Origin of the sequence: Nakamurella alba, from assembly GCF_009707545.1 — a bacterium.
Taxonomy (GTDB): Bacteria; Actinomycetota; Actinomycetes; order Mycobacteriales; family Nakamurellaceae; genus Nakamurella; species Nakamurella alba.
The window spans coordinates 236,849-254,899 of record NZ_WLYK01000001.1 but is presented as its reverse complement, the minus strand read 5'-3'; the positions used below and the strand labels follow the sequence as shown (position 1 = coordinate 254,899).

General features: G+C 67.5%; 15 protein-coding genes. 4 read left to right on the top strand and 11 right to left on the bottom strand.

The window, feature by feature from the left end; genetic code table 11:
• Positions 1 to 31: 31 nt before the first annotated feature.
• From GIS00_RS01130 to GIS00_RS01085, 10 genes are all read right to left on the bottom strand, one after another.
• The gene (locus GIS00_RS01130; protein ID WP_154766592.1) at positions 32 to 1,411 is read right to left on the bottom strand and encodes a dihydrolipoyl dehydrogenase family protein; all 1,380 of its coding nucleotides are present in this window, start codon (positions 1,409 to 1,411) and stop codon (positions 32 to 34) included.
• Complete coding sequence (locus GIS00_RS01125) at positions 1,411 to 2,664, bottom strand: dihydrolipoamide acetyltransferase family protein (protein WP_154766591.1); 1,254 nt, start codon at positions 2,662 to 2,664, stop codon at positions 1,411 to 1,413. Before GIS00_RS01125 ends, GIS00_RS01130 begins: the two co-directional genes overlap by 1 nt.
• Positions 2,661 to 3,644 carry an alpha-ketoacid dehydrogenase subunit beta gene (locus GIS00_RS01120; protein ID WP_154766590.1) on the bottom strand — a complete coding sequence of 328 codons (984 nt, stop codon included), beginning with the start codon at positions 3,642 to 3,644 and terminating at the stop codon, positions 2,661 to 2,663. Before GIS00_RS01120 ends, GIS00_RS01125 begins: the two co-directional genes overlap by 4 nt.
• Positions 3,641 to 4,711 carry a thiamine pyrophosphate-dependent enzyme gene (locus GIS00_RS01115; RefSeq protein WP_154766589.1) on the bottom strand — a complete coding sequence of 357 codons (1,071 nt, stop codon included), beginning with the start codon at positions 4,709 to 4,711 and terminating at the stop codon, positions 3,641 to 3,643. Before GIS00_RS01115 ends, GIS00_RS01120 begins: the two co-directional genes overlap by 4 nt.
• Complete coding sequence (locus tag GIS00_RS01110; RefSeq protein ID WP_322097325.1) at positions 4,708 to 5,886, bottom strand: acyl-CoA dehydrogenase family protein; 1,179 nt, start codon at positions 5,884 to 5,886, stop codon at positions 4,708 to 4,710. Before GIS00_RS01110 ends, GIS00_RS01115 begins: the two co-directional genes overlap by 4 nt.
• Entirely contained in the window at positions 5,883 to 6,902 is a 1,020-nt protein-coding gene (locus GIS00_RS01105; protein WP_322097324.1) for a phosphotransferase family protein, read from the bottom strand. Before GIS00_RS01105 ends, GIS00_RS01110 begins: the two co-directional genes overlap by 4 nt.
• Positions 6,899 to 9,010 carry an acetate--CoA ligase family protein gene (locus GIS00_RS01100; protein ID WP_154766588.1) on the bottom strand — a complete coding sequence of 704 codons (2,112 nt, stop codon included), beginning with the start codon at positions 9,008 to 9,010 and terminating at the stop codon, positions 6,899 to 6,901. Before GIS00_RS01100 ends, GIS00_RS01105 begins: the two co-directional genes overlap by 4 nt.
• A complete protein-coding gene (locus GIS00_RS01095) occupies positions 9,007 to 9,948 on the bottom strand; it encodes an HpcH/HpaI aldolase/citrate lyase family protein (protein ID WP_154766587.1) in 942 nt (313 codons plus the stop codon). The genes GIS00_RS01100 and GIS00_RS01095 overlap by 4 nt, the downstream gene beginning before the upstream one ends.
• A gap of 1 nt (position 9,949) precedes the next feature.
• Positions 9,950 to 10,978, bottom strand: a complete 1,029-nt coding sequence (locus GIS00_RS01090) for an NAD(P)-dependent oxidoreductase (RefSeq protein WP_154766586.1) — start codon at positions 10,976 to 10,978, stop codon at positions 9,950 to 9,952.
• Between the two features lie 397 nt (positions 10,979 to 11,375).
• Positions 11,376 to 11,999, bottom strand: coding sequence for a helix-turn-helix domain-containing protein (locus GIS00_RS01085; RefSeq protein ID WP_154766585.1), 624 nt, complete (start codon positions 11,997 to 11,999; stop codon positions 11,376 to 11,378).
• 183 nt (positions 12,000 to 12,182) lie between these two features.
• Here GIS00_RS01085 and GIS00_RS01080 point away from each other — a divergent pair, with 183 nt between their 5' ends.
• Complete coding sequence (locus GIS00_RS01080) at positions 12,183 to 13,166, top strand: NAD(P)H-dependent flavin oxidoreductase (RefSeq protein ID WP_154767766.1); 984 nt, start codon at positions 12,183 to 12,185, stop codon at positions 13,164 to 13,166.
• A 58-nt stretch (positions 13,167 to 13,224) separates the two neighbouring features.
• On the opposite strand, the gene GIS00_RS01075 is transcribed toward GIS00_RS01080, so the two are convergent.
• Positions 13,225 to 14,331: an SEC-C domain-containing protein gene (locus tag GIS00_RS01075; protein ID WP_154766584.1), complete on the bottom strand. Its 1,107-nt coding sequence runs from the start codon at positions 14,329 to 14,331 to the stop codon at positions 13,225 to 13,227.
• A 203-nt stretch (positions 14,332 to 14,534) separates the two neighbouring features.
• On the opposite strand from GIS00_RS01075, the gene GIS00_RS01070 reads away from it, so the two are divergent.
• From GIS00_RS01070 to GIS00_RS01060, 3 genes are all read left to right on the top strand, one after another.
• Positions 14,535 to 15,125 (top strand): hypothetical protein, encoded by a 591-nt coding sequence (locus tag GIS00_RS01070; protein WP_154766583.1) that lies wholly within the window; start codon positions 14,535 to 14,537, stop codon positions 15,123 to 15,125.
• A 669-nt stretch (positions 15,126 to 15,794) separates the two neighbouring features.
• Complete coding sequence (locus GIS00_RS01065) at positions 15,795 to 16,607, top strand: PaaI family thioesterase (protein ID WP_154766582.1); 813 nt, start codon at positions 15,795 to 15,797, stop codon at positions 16,605 to 16,607.
• Positions 16,604 to 18,049 (top strand): aminotransferase-like domain-containing protein, encoded by a 1,446-nt coding sequence (locus GIS00_RS01060; protein ID WP_154766581.1) that lies wholly within the window; start codon positions 16,604 to 16,606, stop codon positions 18,047 to 18,049. The genes GIS00_RS01065 and GIS00_RS01060 overlap by 4 nt, the downstream gene beginning before the upstream one ends.
• Positions 18,050 to 18,051: the final 2 nt, after the last annotated feature.

The window sequence follows — 18,051 nt, the reverse complement described above, 5'->3', positions numbered from 1 at the left end:
GTCCTACGGGTACCCGGGCCGCCGGACCGACTCACGAACTGCGGAGATCGAGGGCCACGTCTGCGATCGCCTCGGCCAGGGTCGGGTGGGGGTGGATGGTCGACCACACATCTTCCGGGCTCGCCGCCATCTCGATGGCCAGCACCGCTTCGCTGATGAGCTCCGATGCGTGGGGGCCGACGATGTGGACGCCAGTCACCGGTCCGCCGTCCGGCATCGCCGCCATCCGCACGAAACCTGTGGGATCACCGGTGGTCAGAGCTCGCCCCGAGGCGGCGAAGGGCCGGCGCACGGAGGCCTGTCGGCTCTGGTCGATGCCCATCGCCCCGGTGATCGCGATCTCCGGGTCGCTGTAGACGACCATGGGAATCGTTGCGGGTTCGAACGCGACACGGCGACCGGACAGGGCGGCCACAGCGACCCGCGCCTCGGCGGTCGCCTTGTGCGCGAGTGCCGGGCCCGCTGTCACGTCGCCGATCGCCGCGATGTGCGGCACGACGATGCGATCGGGGCCGACTGCGAGCAGGCCGTCAGCTCCCACCTGGATGCCGGCGTCGGCCAGCCCGAGGTCGTCGGTGTTGGGTCGCCGCCCGATCGCGACGACGACGACCTCGGCGGGGACGGCCCCGGCGCCGGCGCCGGCCAGCACCAACTCGTCTTGTTCCACACCTGCCACCGAAGTTCCGGTACGGACGTCGACCCCCAGTGCCGACAGCCGCTTCCGGACCGGGGTGACCACTTCGGAGGGCAGGCCGGGCAACAACGATTCCTGGGCCTCGACAATCGTGACCGCGCTGCCCAGCTTGCGTAGTGCCGTGCCGAGTTCGACGCCGATATAGCCGCCGCCGACCACCGCGACCGACGAGGGCAGGGCTGTCAGGCCGAGCACGTCGGTGGAGTCCAGGATGTGTACTCCGTCGCGTACCAACCTCGGAAGGGCACGCGGGGTCGATCCGGTGGCAATCACTGCGTCGGTGAATTCCAGGAACTGCGGCGGCGTGGTGCCGCCGGCGTCGACCACACCGCGGCGGGCGCCGAGGAACCGGAACCCGCCGGTCAGGATGGTCACGCCGGCCGCCTTGAGCAATCCGGCGACCCCACCGGTCAGGCGGGCGACGATGGCGTCCTTCCATGCCTGGAACGCTCCCATGTCGAACGGCTCGACGACTCCGCGCAGACCTGCGACGGCCAGGGCGGCATAGCGACTGCGCAGCTCGGCCACCTCGATGAGTGCCTTGCTCGGGATGCAGCCGACCCGCAGGCAGACGCCGCCCAGACCCGCCGGCCCGTCCCGGTCCACCAGGGTGACCGTGCGGCCCAATGCGGCAGCCTCCAGAGCCGCTGTGTATCCGCCCGGCCCGCCTCCGATCACCAGCAGGTCGATCGACTCGGCGATCTCGCCGACGACCATCAGGCACCGTCCAGCAGCAGGATCGGATCGCTCAGGTACCGGCCGAGTGCACCGAGGAACAGGCCCATGTCCTCGCCGTCGATGATTCGGTGGTCAGCGGAGACGCACAGGGTGAGCACCGGCCGGATCGCCGGTTCGCCGTCGACCGGGACCACGCGGTCCTGGATACGCCCGATACCCAGGATCGCCGCCTCGGGCGGCCGGATGATCGGTGTTGCGAGCCAGCTGCCGTACGAGCCGAAGTTGGTGATGGTGAACGTTCCTCCGGTCAGTTCGGCCGGTGTGCTGGTTCGGTGGCGCGCCCGATCGGTCAGCGTCCGGACCTGACGGGCGATCTCGGCCAGCGACAGTTGATCCGCGTCCTTGAGGACAGGGACCATCAGTCCGTCGGGCGCAGAGGTCGCCAGGCCGATGTTGCGGCGACCGTGCACGGTGACGGTGTCGGCTTCCGTGTCGATGCTGGAATTGAAAGCCGGAACCTGCGCCAGCGCGGCGGTCACTGCGCGGATCACCAATGGCAGGAAGGTGAATGGCACCTCGCCCAGGGCCAGGTGGTTCTTGAGCGCCTGCCGCGCAGTGACCAGGCGCGTCGCGTCGACCTCCCGCATGTCGGTGATGTGCGGGACCGTGTTCCACGCCGTGGTCATCGCCTTGGCGATCTGCCGCCGCAGACCGCGCAACGGTCGCACCTCGTCGGTCCCGGCCGTGGGCACCGGGAGGACGGCCGCCGAGGGGTCAGCGGCCGGCTCGGCGCCACTCCCCCCGGGTGCGGACGCCGCGGAGAGGTGCGCTTCGAGGTCCTGCCGGGTGATCCTGTGGTGAGGGCCGGTACCGCGCACGGCCGCAAGATCGACACCGGCGTCCCGCGCCCGCTGACGGGTCGACGGCGAGGCCAGTGGTCGCGTCGCAGCGCGCACGTCCGCGCCCCTGTCGGGATCGGCGGGCATGCCTGCTGCCTGCGGTGACGGATCGGGCGCGCGGACCGGCTGGGCCGCCGGTGTGGTGGCCGGGGCATCGGTCTCGAAGACGAAGAGCAGGCCACCGACCGGGACGATGTCCCCCTCGGCCGCCGCGTGCGACACCATCGTTCCGGTGCCCGGTGCCGGCAGCTCGACGATCGATTTGGACGTCTCGATCTCGACCACCGGCTGGTCGCGAGCGGCCTGCTCACCTTCGCCGACCAGCCAGCGCACCACCTCGGCCTCGTCCAGGCCCTCCCCCACGTCCGGCAGGGCGAAGTCGACCCTGGTCATGCCGGCACCCGCACTGCTCGTCGCGCGGCGGCGACAACGGAGGCCACGCCGGGGATGTAGAGCTCCTCGAACTGGAACGACGGGTAGGGCAGGTCGGGTGCGGCCACTCGTTCGACCGGCGCCTCCAGCGAGTAGAAGGCCTCCTCGTTGATGGTGGCCACCACCTCCGCGCCGAAGCCGGCGGTCAACGGGGCCTCGTGCACGACCACACAACGCCCGGTGGTCGCGACCGCCCGGGCCAACCCGTCGACGTCCAACGGGACCAGTGTGCGAAGGTCCAACACCTTGGCCGAGATACCCTCCGCGGCAAGCACATCGGCGGCCTTCTCCGCCAGTTGTACCGCGGCGCTCCAGGCGACGATCGTCACGTCCGATCCCTCGCGGGTCACCGCGGCCTGCCCGAACGGCACCGTGTAGTCACCGTCCGGCACCTCGCCCTTGACCAGCCGGTAGCCACGCAGCGGCTCGCAGAACAGCACTGGATCGCGATCGCGGATCGCCTCGAGCAGCAGGCCTTTCGCGTCGTACGGGTTCGACGGCATCACGATCTTGAGACCGGGCGCATTGGCGTACTGGGCCTCGATCGCGTCCGAGTGGAGTTCCGGTGTACGCACCCCGCCACCGAACGGGGCGCGGATGGTCACCGGGACGTCGAAACGACCCTGGGAGCGGTAGCGGTACCGGGCCAGCTGCGGCGCGATCTGGTGGAAGGCCTGATTGCTGAAGCCGAGGAACTGGATCTCTGCGATCGGCACCAGGCCCGAGAGCGCCAGACCCAGTGCCGATCCCACGATGGCCGCCTCGGCGAGAGGCATGTCCACCACGCGATCCGCACCGAAGGTGTCGAGCAATCCGTCGGTGGCGCGGAAGACGCCGCCGAGTCGCCCGACATCCTGTCCCAGCACCATCACCCGGTCGTCACGCTGCATCTCGAACTGCAACGCGGACCTGATTGCCTCGACCATGGTCATCGTCGTCATCGCGCGTCCTCCTCCGAGATCTGGAGAGCCTGCCGTCGCTGCCGCAGCAGGCGTTCCGATGGCCGGTGGTACACGTCGGTGAAAAGGCCTTCGACGTCGGGGGCGGGGTAGGCATCGGCAACGGCCAGGGCGCGGTCGATCTCCGCGTCGGCCCGTGTTTGCATCTCGCCGGCCCGGGCATCATCCCAGAGCCCAAGCCGAGCAAGATATCTCGTCACCCGGGTGATCGGATCGATGTCGTCCCGGACGGTCGCGGGGTCCTCCGGTACGTACCGCGAGGGGTCGTCAGCGGTGTTGTGCGCGCCCATCCGAACGGTCTGCAGCTCCAGTAGGGTGGCCCCCTCGCCGCGGCGTGCCCGCTCCACCGCGTCCCTCGTCGCGGCGTGGACGGCGAACAGGTCGTTGCCGTCGACCAGCACCCCGGGAATGCCGTAGCCGGCAGCCCGGGCGGCGAATGACTCCGCGGCAGTCTGCCGTGAGCGTGGTGTGGAGATCGCCCATCCGTTGTTCTGCAGGGCGAACACCACGGGCGCCCGGACGACACCGGCGAGGTTCAGCGCTTCGTGGAAGTCGCCTTCCGACGAGGCGCCGTCGCCGAAGTAGGTCAGGACGACCTCGTCGGTCTGCTGCAGCTTTCGTCCCCAGGCCAGCCCGACTGCGTGCGGGATCTGTGCGCCCAGAGCGATCTGTGTCGGCAGCATGCGGACGTTGTCCGGAACGCGTCCGCCCGCCATGTTGCCGCGCCAGTAGAGGATGAAGTTCTCCAGCGGATAGCCGTGCAGGATCATCGCGGGTGCCTCGCGGTACGCCGGGACCATCCAGTCGTGTCCGCGTCGTACCGCGATGGCCGCCCCGACGACCGCGGCCTCCTGGCCGTGCACCGCCGAGAAGGTGCCCATCCGGCCCTGGCGTTGCAGGCTGATCAACCGCGCGTCCAGCGTCCGGGACAGGATCATCCACCCGAGGGCATCGATCACCTCGTCATCGGACAGCGGTGACTCGGCGCCCGGCGCGAGCGAACCGTCGGGCAGGAGGATCTCCACCCGGTGCGCAAGCGTCGACGTCATCGCCCGCCCCCCAGCACCTTCCTGGCGATGGCGTACTGGTGCACCTCGGTCGGGCCGTCGTACAGACGGAATCCGCGCACATCGCGGAAGAGCATCGACACCGGGGTCTCCTCGGTCACACCGATCCCGCCGAGCACCTGGACGCAGCGGTCCAGCACCCGGAACAGTTCCTCGGAGACGAACGCCTTCGCGACGGAGCTCTCGTGCCTTGCCTTCTCACCCTGATCGAGCAACCATGCGACGTACCAGACGGACAGACGGCAGTGATGCAAGGCAATCTCGTTGTCGGCGATCTTGAACGAGACACCCTGGTGCTCGGCGATGGGCTTGCCGAACGCAGTGCGTGTGCGGGCGTGGTCGATGGCGATGCTCTGCGCGCGCTCAGCGGCACCGAGCCAGCGCATCGCGTGCGTCAATCTGGCCGGTGCGAGCCGCAACTGGGCGTACCGGAACGCCGCGCCGGCCTCACCGAGCAGGGCTTCCCGCGGCAGGGACAGCCCGTCGAACCTGACGACGCAGTGTCCTTCCACATAGTTGCGGTCCATCGAGTTCATCACCCGCTCGATGACGATCCCCGGCGCGTCGCCGTCGGCGAGGAAGAGGGTCGGGCCCGACGGCAGGTGCGGGTTCTCCTGCAGGTCCGCCATGATGATCCAGGTCCTGGCGCCGTTGGCCCCGGTGATCAGCCACTTGAGTCCGTCGATGCGGAAGTGGGTGCCGTCGAAGGTGGCCGTCGTCCGTAGCTGCCCGGGGTCGGACCCGGCGCCGTCCGGCTCGGTCATCGCGAACACCGAACGCTGGTGGCCTTCGATGACCGGGCGGAGGTAGCGCTCGGCCTGCGCTGCGTCGGTGATCTTGTTGAGCAGGAACATGTTGCCCTCGTCCGGGGCGGCGCAGTTCATCGCGACCGGTCCCAGGGTGGACCATCCGGCCGCCTCGTACAGCACGGCCTGCTCGAGGTGCGACAGGCCCCAGCCGCCGTACTCCACCGGGGCCTGGATGGTCAGCAGACCGGCGGCGCGGGCCTTCTCGACGAGCTCCTGGCGGAGTCCGTCGGTCGGGCCGTGCTGGGTCAGCCGCGGATCGGTCTCGTACGGGATGATCTCGTCGATCACCCACTGCCTGACGCGGTCACGCTTGGCGACCAGGTCCTCGGGGATGGAGAAGTCGATCACAGCGTGCCTTTCAGGTAGTTGTGCTCGGCAAGGTCCAACAGGGCCAGCGCCAGTCGTTCGAAGTCCGCGTATCCGTCGCCGATGACCGATCCCTGTTGCCACAGCCGGAACAGTTGCATCCACAACACCGCGAGCCGGTAGCGGGCGAGGGCGACCAACCAGACCAGGTTGTCGCCCGAGCGCCCGGTCCGGGCGAGGTACTGCTCGGCCAGATCGGTCCGGCTGCCGAATCCGTCACGCAGGGACGGGACACGTTCCAACGCCTGCACGTCCGCCGGATCCGACGGCTCGATCCAGTAGGCCAGCAGCACCGCCAGGTCGAACAGCGGCGTCCCACGGGTGGCCATGTCCCAGTCGATGACCGCCTGTGCGTCGCAGGTGTCCGGGTTCACCAACATGTTGTCGAACTTGAGATCCATGTGCAACAAGCACACCTCGTCGTCGACCGGTACTTTCGCAGCCAGTGCGGCGGACATCCGGTCGATTCCGGCGGGTATGTCCTGCGGCCAGACGGCGCCGGCCCGCTTGTGCCACGACGTCACCTGTCGCGACAGAAAGTTCTCGGGCCGGCCGAGATCTGCCACACCGGCGGCTGCCGGGTCGACGTCGTGCAGCTCCGCCATGACACCCACCAGCGCACCGGTGAGCCTTTTCGGCGCATCGACGGCGCCCATCGGTGGCATGTCCGCACCGATCGCGATGCCGTCGCGGAACTCCACAAGCAGGAACGGCACCCCGAGCACGGATTCGTCGTCGCAGTAGGCCAGCCCGAGAGGGGCGAGCGGGTACACGGCACCCAACCCGGACAGCACCTTCCACTCCCGCGCCATGTCGTTGGCTCCTACCTGCCGTGGACCGACCGGTGGGTGACGGAGCACAGCCGGCCGCCCGTCGAACGTGACGAGTTGGTTGACGTTGGCCAGACCGCCGGTGAATCGGCGCGCGCCGGATGCGTCGAACTGGTGACCGCGGGCGGCGAACCAGTGAGTCACCCGCTCCCCCTGCTCCCTGTTCACCCGGAGTCCGTGCCGCAGCGCTCGACTGTGATGAGCGCATCGACCGCGACCGCGGCGACCCGGGTGAGGATCACCGGGTTCACGTCCAGCTCGGAGATCTCCGGGTGTTCGGCCCCCAGCGCGGCGATCCGGACAGCGATGTCGAGCAGTCCCGCCCGCGGAGCGCCGTGGAGCTGTGATCGCTCGATCGCTCGAGCGAGTTTTGATGCTGTCAGGGCGTTCTCGATGGCTTCTGCCGTGGCCGGCAGCGGCAAGACCGCGGCGTCGGCGATCTCCTCGATCCACCGGCCGCCCAATCCCAGGCTGAGGATCATCCCCCACTCGGGATCGCGCTTCAGCCCGATGTAGGCCTCCAGTTCGCCTTCGACGAACTCGGCCACCAGCACCGGGCAGCCGTCGCGGCCGGTGTGCGTGCGGAAGGCGTCGGCGATGCCGTTCCAGGCGTCCACCAGTTGCTTCGCGGTGCGCACGGCGCCGGACACCAGCCCGGTGCCGGCCCGGTGGGTGGCGGAGTCGTCCAAACCCTTGAGGATGACCGGGTAGCCGATCGCGTCGGCCGCCGCCTTCGCCGCTTCCAGGGTGTCGACCACCAGTTCCCGGGAGACGCGCACACCGCGTGCATCGAGCAGTTGCTTGGCACGGTCCTCCAGGATCGTGCCGTCGGGCAGTCGAGGCGTCGAGATCATCTCGTTGACTGGTGATGTCGTGGCCGTTGGTGGGCCGGCCGCGTCGGCCATGAGGGACTGCACCGTGGCCGCGGCCTCCGTCGCCGATCGGACCGGCAGCAGGCCGGCCTGGACCAGTACATCGAGCTCCGGACCACCGCGCGCCGACATCCAGACCGGGATCACCGGCACGTCGGCCTCGGCCGCCACGGCGATCGCGGCCTTGGCGTATCGCATGGAGTTGTTCTCGTACCAGGCGTTGAAGATGACAAGCAGGGCACCGACGCCCGGATCCTGGGCTACCAGGCGCAGGGAGTCCTCGAAGGCGTTCTCCCGGAAGCTTGCATCGGCCAGGTCCAGCGGGTTGGACAGCGGCAAGGTCGGCGGGAGGAACAGCCGCATCCGATCCTTGGTGCTCGGGTCCAGTTCGGCGAGTCCGACGCCGTTGGTGGCCAGTGCGTCAGCCACCAGGACGCCCGAACCGCCGGACATGCCGACGATTGCGACCTCCCGGCTGCGTGGGGTCCAGCCCTGGTTCCCGTGGGTGACGGCGAGCCGGTAGTGCACCACGTTGACCAGGTGAATCAGATCATCGACGACCGAGATCCCGTGCTGCGCAGCGACCGCGCGCATCGCTCCCTGCTCACCGACGACCGCGCCGGTGTGCGAGCTGGCCGCCTTCCGTCCTGCCTCCGATGTGCCCGTCTTGAGCATGACCACCGGTTTACCGGCTGCCCGCGCGCGTTCGGCGGCCTCGACAAAGCGGTCCGACGACGGAACACTCTCGATGGCCAGCGCCACACCCTTCGTCGCCGCGTCCTGGACGAAGTAATTGAGGTAGTCCGCGACGTCCAGGTCCATCTGGTTGCCGGTGGCGAAGAAGGCGGAGAAACCGACTCCGCGGTGCGAGTCCTGGAGCACCGCGCGAGTGACACCGCCGCTCTGCGCGATCAGCCCGATCGGACCGGGCGACAGTTCGTCCTTGAAGCCCGGCTGGATGGTCAATCCGAGCGGCGCCAGGATCGATCCCACCCCGGGCGAGTTCGGCCCGACCACCCGGGTCGATCCGGCTGCGATCACCTCGCGCAGTTCGCGGTCCAGTGCGATGCCCTCCTCATCGCCGAACTCGCCGAATCCGCCGGCCATGATGACTGCGAATCGCGCCCCCTTGGCCTGCGCGTCCCGCAGCGCCTGCGGTACCAGTCCGCGGGGCAACAGGATCAGGGCGACGTCGATCTCGCCGTCGATGTCGGCGACCGACGGGAATGTCGGTCGACCGAAAACCTCCGGCCGCCGGTCCGTGACCAGGTGGATCGGTCCGGCGAAGGTCGAGTGCTCCAACACGTTCCGGGTGAGCCACGCTCCGAGACCGGTTTCCCCGGCACCAATGAGGGTGATCGATCGCGGGGCGATCAACTCGCGCAGATCGGCGAACTCGATCATCCGACGCTCCCGTCGTGGGCATCGATCAGATCCTGCAGAGACCGCAGGAAGCGGGCGTTACGGATGAACGGACCGTCGACCATGCTGCCGTCGACCACCACGACGGCGCGCTGCTCGGCCGCCGCGGCATCCACCGCGGCCAGAACCTTGTCGGCCCAGACGAGATCGTCGGCGCCGGGCCCGAACACCTCGTTGTAGATCGGTAGCTGGCGGGGGCTGATGGCCAGCGCGCCGGTCGCGCCGAACTGGGCGGAGATCTCCGCGTCCTCACGAGAGGCGTCCAGATCGGTGTAGGAGGTGAAACCTGTGACCTGGATGTCGATGCCGGCCGCGCGGGCAGCGGTGATCATGCGGCTGTAGGCGTAGAAGTACTCGTAACGGTGGATGCCCAGCGTGCGGTTCGACCCGAGCTGGATGCGCTTGAGCCGCAGATCCGCCCCCAGGTCGCCTCCACCGAAGATCAGACAGGTGACCCGTGGGACTTCCGCGATCGCGTCGGCGTTCTGGACCGACTGCACCGTTTCGGCCAGAGCCCATACCTCGACCGTCCCTGCCTCGCGTCCGGCCGCTTGCTCGGCACGATCGATGAGCAGGTTGGCCTCGATGATCTGCTCGGCGTTCTCGACCTTTGGCAGCATGATCGAATCGACACCGGCCGCCACTGCAGCGAAGACGTCCGTTTCGAACAGGTCCGAGTCCATCCCGTTGGTACGGATCACCCGCTCCGGACACCGCCAGGCCTTCTGCAAGGCCTCGGCGGTCAACCGGCGGGCCTCCTCCTTGCGAGCCGGGACGACGCCGTCTTCCCAGTCCACGATGCAGACGTCGGCGGCCACCGTCTCCATCTTTCCCAGGAGTTTCGTGTCGTCGCCCGGACAGATGAGCGACGACCTGCGCAGTCGGATCCGTCCGCGGTCGGCGGAGTCGACGTAAGCCATGTCAGTCCTTTCCCAGCGGCCAGCCGAGCGCAACTGCACGCCCCGGCGGCCATTCGATGTCGTTCACCGTGCGGTCGGGGCGCTCGCCACGCGAGAGTGCGAGAACCTTTGCTGCGGTGGCCCGGCAGAGCCGGTCCATGCCTTCGTCGGTCATTCCCGCCAGATGTGGGGTCGCCAGGACGTTCGGCAGGTCCAGGATCGGATCGGAGAGATCGGCCGGTTCCGGGTCCAGTACGTCGAGCACCGCTCCACCGAGTCGACCCGCGCGCAGAGCGTCGGTCAGGGCAGCCTGGTGCACTACTTCACCGCGCGAGGTGTTGATCAGTAGCGCGTCCGGTCGCATCACAGCGATCTCGGCCCTCCCGATCAGGTGCCGGGTCTTCGGTGTCGCCGGCACGTGAACGGTGATCACGTCGGAGCGCTCGAGCAACTCTGCGAGGGTCACCACCGTCATCCCGGCTCGCTCGATGTCGGCCGGTGCGGCAACGGGATCACTGATCACGACGTTCATGTCGAGACCGGCCCGGGCTCGCCGGGCGACGTCCCGGCCGATGTGGCCGTACCCGATGATGCCCAGTGTCCGGTGGGCGGCTTCGCGACCGCGCAGACTCCAATCGCGCTGGTCCCATCCGGCGCCGGCACGGAGCGCCAAATCCGCCTCACGGAACCGTTTCAGGCCGGCCACGATCGCGCCGATCACGTACTCGGCCACGGGTTGCGGGGCCACACCCGCGTTGTTGACCACCGCGATTCCCAGCTCGGTGGCGGCATCCAGATCGATGTTGTCCGTTCCCGATCCGGGGGCAACCACGAACCGCACCGTGTCGAGTCGTTCGAGCACGCCGCGTGGAAGTGTCGCCGGCCCGCGCGCGATGATCGCCACGGCACCCGTGCCGACGGTGATGAGCGATTCCGCGTCCGGGGAGGGAGATGTCGTCAGTTCGAACTCATCGCTCAGCAGTTCGTCGAGGACCGGGTGCAGGGAGGGGTAGTTCTGCAGCACGAGGGGTCGCGACCGGGCGGTACTCATGCCGCTCCCCGGGCGCGCCGTTGCGGCGATATCGTCATCGACATCCTCGTCTGATAGCACTGAATACTGCTGGACAACCACAATATTGGTTCTCGCTTGTAGCGGACGTTACTGCCGCCGGGATCACGGTGTCAATCGACGGTCCGCCGCACGACGTAGGCCCGCCGGAGCGGATTCGAACGGACTACTGCCAAGCCCTCCGGAGGGCACCATCCATCCCGATGGTCCTGCCGTCGAGATGGGTGTCGTCGGCCGGAACCAGGACCAACTGCGCGAATTCGGCAGGTTGGGTGCGGCAGCGTGGGAACTGGTCGGCCGCCCGCGACTCGTTCGACTTCGGTACTGACGCTGCGAGCATCGAGGTCATGACAACGCCGCCCGGACGATCGTGGACGACTCAGGAGTCCGCACGGACGGCGACCACGGTGTTGATCAAAGTGGTGGCCGGCGCATCCGATCGATTCACGAACACATGGGCATTCCCGGCGGCAAAAGCGCCTGAGTCGCCGACGTGCAAGGTGAACAGTCGGTCGTCGACTGCGACCTGCACGTCGCCCTCCACGACGTAGACCGTGACCATCCCGTCGTCGACCTCCGGTCCGCTGTGGCGTGCGTCCGGCTCCAGAGTCAATCGGGTGAGACGCTGGGAGGTGCCGGGAACCAAGCACTCCAGATAGTCGATGCCGGGCCCGACGTCCTTTCGCACCCAGTCCTCGGCAGGGACGTAGTTGAACCGGACCTCGTCCCGGGAGTAGCCCAGGATCGACCGCAGATCTTCTTTCAGGTAGGCCGCGATGCGCTCCAGTCGACCGATCGCTATGTCGGTCTCGCCGCGTTCGAGGGCTCCCACGAAGGAAGCGGACACGTTCGCGCCAACACTCACGTCCTGCAGCGTCAGACCACGCTCGGTCCGGATCCGCCGGATCGTCCGACCGATCCGTGTGGTGACGTGCGGCGTGGACGCCTGGGCGCGGTCGTACTCGTCCTGGCCGGAGCCGTCACTCGATGGGTACGGGTTCATCGATCCTCACGCTGCAGCTGACAATCCGCGACCACTGACCTCATGTGGCGGCCACGACTTGTGCCGGTGCCGCACGGTAGGCCATCATTGCCCCGAATTCTGGTTACCCTGCGAAATACTGGGCCAGGTGAAGGTAGTCGCTTCAGGCGTCTGCTGTCAATCGTCGTCAAGGAGTGGGCACTGATGCTTGCAACCGCCGTGACCGAGTTGCTCGGGATCGACCATCCGGTGGTGTGCGGAGGGATGATGGGCGTCGGAACTGCTCCGCTCATCGCGGCCGTCGCGAACGCCGGGGCACTGGGATTCCTCTCGGCCCTGACACATCCCACACCCAAGCGTCTGGCCGAGGAGATCAAGCGCACCCTCGAACTGACCGATCGGCCGTTCGGCGTGAACCTCACCATGCTGCCGACGCTACGCCCGGTTCCCTACGACGAGTACCGCGACGCGATCATCGAAGGCGGCGTCAAAGTGGTCGAGACCGCCGGCTCCAGCCCGGAGCCGCACCTACCGGCCTTCAAGGCAGCCGGAGTGAAGGTCGTCCACAAGGTCGTCGCTGTACGGCACGCCGTCACGGCTGAGCGGATCGGCGTCGACGCGCTCAGTGTCGATGGATTCGAGTGCGCCGGACATCCCGGCGAGGACGACATCCCCGGGCTGGTGTTGGTACCCGCCGTTGCCGCACGGACGACGCTTCCGATCATCGCGTCCGGTGGGTTCGCCACGGGTTCCGGCCTCGTCGCGGCGATGGCTCTGGGCGCCGGCGCGATCAACATGGGCACCCGCTTCCTGGCCAGCACCGAGGCGCAGGTCCACACCAACATCAAGCAGGCGATCGTGGCGAACACGGAACGGGACACCAGGCTGGTGTTCCGCAAGTTCCGCAACACGGCCAGAGTGGTGCGCAATGCGGTGTCGGAGGAGATCGTCGACATCGAGCGCCGCCCGGACTCCACCTTCGATGACATCGCAGCCCTCGCGTCCGGCGCTCGCGGCCGGGAACGGGCCCTCGGTATGGGATTGGTCGACGACGGACTCTGGTGGGCCGGCCAGGTGCAGGGGCTGATCACCGATGTTCTGCCCGTGGCCGAGATCGTCGAGAACATCGTTGGCGACGCCGAGAAGTTGATCACGACCCGACTGCCTGCTGCAGTCCGGAGGCACTGACCCGGCGCGGGGCCTTCCAGCTATGCACTGACCCAAGAGTGCACTCCGAGTGTTTCGTCTACCAAATTTCAGGATCTTGAACAACCTTACCCGTCCTGGTATTGGTGATCTTGTAGTCCTTTCGCGTGGTGCCGGGCAAAAACAAATATGACGGCATCTCGAACGGTGCGCCTCCCGCCGCTGAAGCGAGTTCACGGGTGTCCAGGCCGAACTTCTCAATGGTCGCGCCGACAGGTGGGGTATTCCGCGAAAGCCCCAGCCTGCCGTGACATCTTCGATACTCGGACCCGGACCCACACGGACATTTCTGGCGCTTATACGTCGGCGCCGGAGCCGTTACAACAGCCATCCGATCGACTGTGCCGCCGTACACAGTCGCACCGTTCATCGCTATTCCAGCACCCTTATCTCCATGCGATGCTTGAACGAAGGCAGGGAACTTGAACTCATTACTTGCTCGATTCGGCCGGTAGGACGCCTCAGGTTCCGCATCAAAATTTCTCGGGATCACGATACTGGTGCAATCCTCTCCGATGACTTCGTTCGCGCCTTGACGAATGATGTCGACTAGTACCGCGACAACGCCGGCAGCCGACATTTTCAGACTGACAAGCCGGTCGACTAGCTTCTTCGCCAGTTCGCTGTCTTCGCGATAGCCGCCACTGCCAATCGGCACGGCCAGACAGCGCACCGGCGACGTCTCTTGGAAGGAGAGACGGAACCGTTCAAACGGCCGGGGCCAGATGTCCGTTCCGGATATGGGACTCAGTTCCTGAAAGTTGCTGACCATCGCCATTCGGCTTATCGATCCACTCTCAGTGCGCTGATAGCCCGCGAAGAGAACCGAAAACTTCAGGTGGTCAGTGCGGACATTCGGCAGCATTGCAAACCTATGGCTGCAGATCGCTGAGAATCTGGCAAGTGCCTTCCAGAATTCGACACCCCCCGTTCCAGCTTCAGCGAGAGACATGGCAACCCACTTGGCAGCATCAAAGCCAGGCGCCTGCACCAGACCAGTCATAGTATAAGCGAATCGACCGTCACTGAACTCGACCAACCCTGCTTTCTCGTACTGATCGCTCAGCGCGCGGCTATCTCGACTGATCCTCCGATCAGTGACGACTCCGGCATACAAGGGGTGGACGAAGCCGATGCCGAAGGTCATGAGTCATTGTAGCGGCCATGCATGCTCGTGCCGGAAATTCTTTGCATCTGCGAGCGCGCTCGAGCCCAGAGTCTTCATCGTCACCACTGCCGGAGACTCGTCCGCGACTTGCTGAGTGGGATCGCAGCACCTTGAGTCGCGCCACACTAGACCGCGCACAGCGTTCAGGAAGATCGGTAGCGCGAAGAGTAGCGTCTGTCGCCATGACCGAGTCCACGCCGGTGGAGGCCTACGCCGACCTCTTCACCGTCATCCTACGCCCCGTTGACGATCCCCGTTTCGGCCCTGATCACGTTGACGGGGAGGTGATCATGTTCGAGTTTCGAACACCCGATGCCTTGGCCCCGGTAGACGCAATCCGACAAGACATCCAGATGGGGTTGGGGGACGACCGATTCGTCGCTCAGGAGGTCCGACGCCAAGTCTCCTGGGGTGCAGACTCGCAGACCTGGTCGCTCATCATCGACATCGCAGCCCAAGCCTTTGAAACGATCGCGACAGCCGGCATGGGGATCATGGCGGAGCGGATCATCGACCACGTCCGCCGGAAGCGGGACGCGGGCGCCGATCCGCTGACCGAAGAGCGCACAGTCGAACGAGCGAAGCGAGCCGTGGCGATCCATGCGGGTGTGCCCGCAAACCGCTTGGAGACCACTTCGGTGATGATCTCGGGCGACAAGCTCGAGGCAACCATCGAGGTGCTGGACACAGCGCCCGGCGGCCGCAGGTATGAACTGAGGTTTCGTTCGCATCGGAGCGCTGTCACTCAGACGTACCTGAAGTGGACGGTGTGAATCGCACCGCGTTGAACTTTAGTCCGCTACCTGCGTACCCGGCCATCGCCGTGGGCACCTGGCTCCATCCCCCCGCTGGACTGCAACACACGACCGATGCAGGCTCGTCCGGTCGCCAGCTCCGCCCAGGATTCAGCCATGCTTAAAGACGAAAGAGAGCCACATCTGGTCACATGCACCCAAAGCCCGAAGTCGTTGTCCACCAACAGGTTCGAAGCAGATCGCAGCGCCTGAAACACAGGCTCCGCGACACCGTGTGTCGTAGGTTCGAATCCTACTGGGGGCACAACTCTCGCCGGCCGGTGCGTCATGCACTCCTGACCTCCCCGCCTGATCGACCAGGTTCATGTCGTCGGCATGCCATCGCAAATGGTGCCCACCCGCCGTCGAGCCCGGTCGCCCGCCAGCCCCGACGGGTCGGTGTCCGGAACGGAGAACTCGATGTCGATGGCATTGCCACCCACGGCGGACCTTCCCTTCGACAGTGACGGAAGTCATCCAATGGTAGAAAGGTCGGACCGATACGGCAAGACGCCTACGATGCGATCGAGGGCCGCATCGCGAAGGGGTGCGATCGGAGCTCTGCAGCGAAGGAGAGGAGCCGTCGATGCGACACACGGGACGGTGGCCGCGCGGTGCAGTCGTGGCGCGGGCATCCGGTGATCACCGATGAGCAGGGCCACCGCACCCGCCCGCACAGTCCCGCCGGGCAGGCCGGAGTCGCTGTTCGGGCTGACCCCGATCAGGATCGCCCCGGACGGCACGGTCACCGGGTCGATGGACGTCGACGCCGGATGCGCCGACCCAGGCGGACCGGAACCGGTCGCACCGCTCTCCGGCGCGATCGGGGTGCTCGCCGACAGCGTCCTGGGCTACTCGCTGAACAACACCTCCGACGGCTGGTTCGTCACCACCGACATCGCACTGGAGTTCCTCGCACCCCGACTGGCCGGCACCGTCCACACGCACGCCCGCAGCGCGCACGCCGACGGCACGGACGGCATGGCGCGCGGCGAGATCACCGACGGCTCCGGAACAGTCCTGGCCTACGGCACCTTCCGTGGCCGGAAAACCGGCTGCGTGCCGTCCGCCGCGGAACAATCACCACCGAATGTCCAGGCCCGACCGGGTGCATCGCCGGTCGGCGCGCTGGCGAAGGCGATGCGTCCCGCTCCGGAGGGTGGCGCCACCTTCCTCGCGGATCCGATGTTCGGCAACCCGCTCGGCAACCTGCACGGCGGGATCACCGTCTGTCTGGCCGATCTGGTCGCCTGTCGCGCGATGCCGATCCCATCCTTCACCGAGTCCATCCGGGTGCACTTCGTCCGTCCTGTGGTGTCGGGCTCCCTGTTGACCCTCCGACCGGAGGTCGAACACCTGGGCCGCACCTTCGGCATCGTCAGGGTCCGGGGCTTCGACGAGCGGGGCAAGTTGTGCACCAGCGCCACCGTCGTCAGATCCGTGATGAGCGGCCGGATGTGAGCGGCCACGGCTCCGCCGGGCGGCAGCGGACGGCTGCCCTCTCCGGCACGGTCCGCGCTGAGGAGCTCGTCGCGCTGCTGGGCACCTGGCGGGTGGGGCCGGGGTCGCTCGGGGTCTCGTTGGCCTCGGCGATGGGCAACCTGATCGAGTCCGGCCGGTTGGCCCCGGAGAGCCGGCTACCGGCCCAGCGCGCGCTGGCGACCTCCCTCGGTATCGCCCGCGGCACGGTGAACTCGGCCTACGACATCCTCGCCGGGGCAGGCTATGTCACCTGCGAAGTGGGGCGCGGCACGCATGTCAACAACAGCGTCCGGCGGTCCGCGCACGGTCATGTACAGGCGTCCTCGGTCCCACCGGGCACCAGCGGGATCCTGGACCTGTCGGTCCAGTCGTTGCAGGCGGCCACCGGCGTCCGGGACGCCATCGCCCGGCTCGGGCGCGAGGTGATGGACCCCTACCTCGAAACCGGCGGGTACTTCGCCTGCGGACTACCCGTGCTGCGGTCCGCGGTCGCCCGGATGCTCACCGACGACGGCATCCCCACCCAGCCGGACCAGATCCTCATCACCTCCGGCGCACAGCAGGGACTGGCGATCGCCGCTCGCGCACTGACCCGACACGGCGATGCCGTGCTGGTCGAGGACCCGACCTACCGCGGCGCGTTGTCCACCTTCGGGTCGATCGGCACCCGGGCCGTCGGCTACCCGTTCGATCCCGATCTGTCCGGGCTCAGCCTGCAGGCCGCGGCCGGTGCGCGGTTGCTCTACTGCCAGCCGGCGGTGCACAGCCCGACCGGTCGGTTGATGAGCGAGGCCGGGCGGGCCGAACTGGCCCGGATCGTGCAGCACCACGGACTCATGACGATCGAGGACTGCTCGTCCCGTGACCTGCTGATGGACGGCGACCGCCCCGCGTCGGGCCTGACCGGGCTGGTCGACCCCGACCTGCTGGTGACCATCGGTACCTTCTCCAAGGTGCTGTGGGGCGGGCTGCGCATCGGTTGGATCCGCGGTTCGGCACGCACCATCGGGTTGCTCTCGGAGGTCAAGGCCACCATCGATCTGGCCACCTCGGTCGTCGACCAGTTGCTGGTCGTCGACCTGGTGTCGGACATCGCCGGTGCCCGGGCCAGGCGACGGGACCAGTTGCGCTCGACGATGGAGGCCGCTGTCGACCTGCTGGGCACCTACTGCCCGAGCTGGACGTCGTCGCCGCCGGACGGCGGCACCGGACTGTGGGTCGACACCGGTTACAACAGCGTCGAACTCGCCATCCACGCACTGGAGATCGGCATCCATGTCGCCGCCGGGCCGTCCTTCTCGTTGTCCGGCGGCCACACCACACACATGCGGCTCCCTCTCGGCCACCCGGCTTCCCGGGTGGAGCCGGCGCTGTCCCGGTTGGCGGGTGTGCTGGCGTCCAACCGCTACCTGCTCGCCTGACA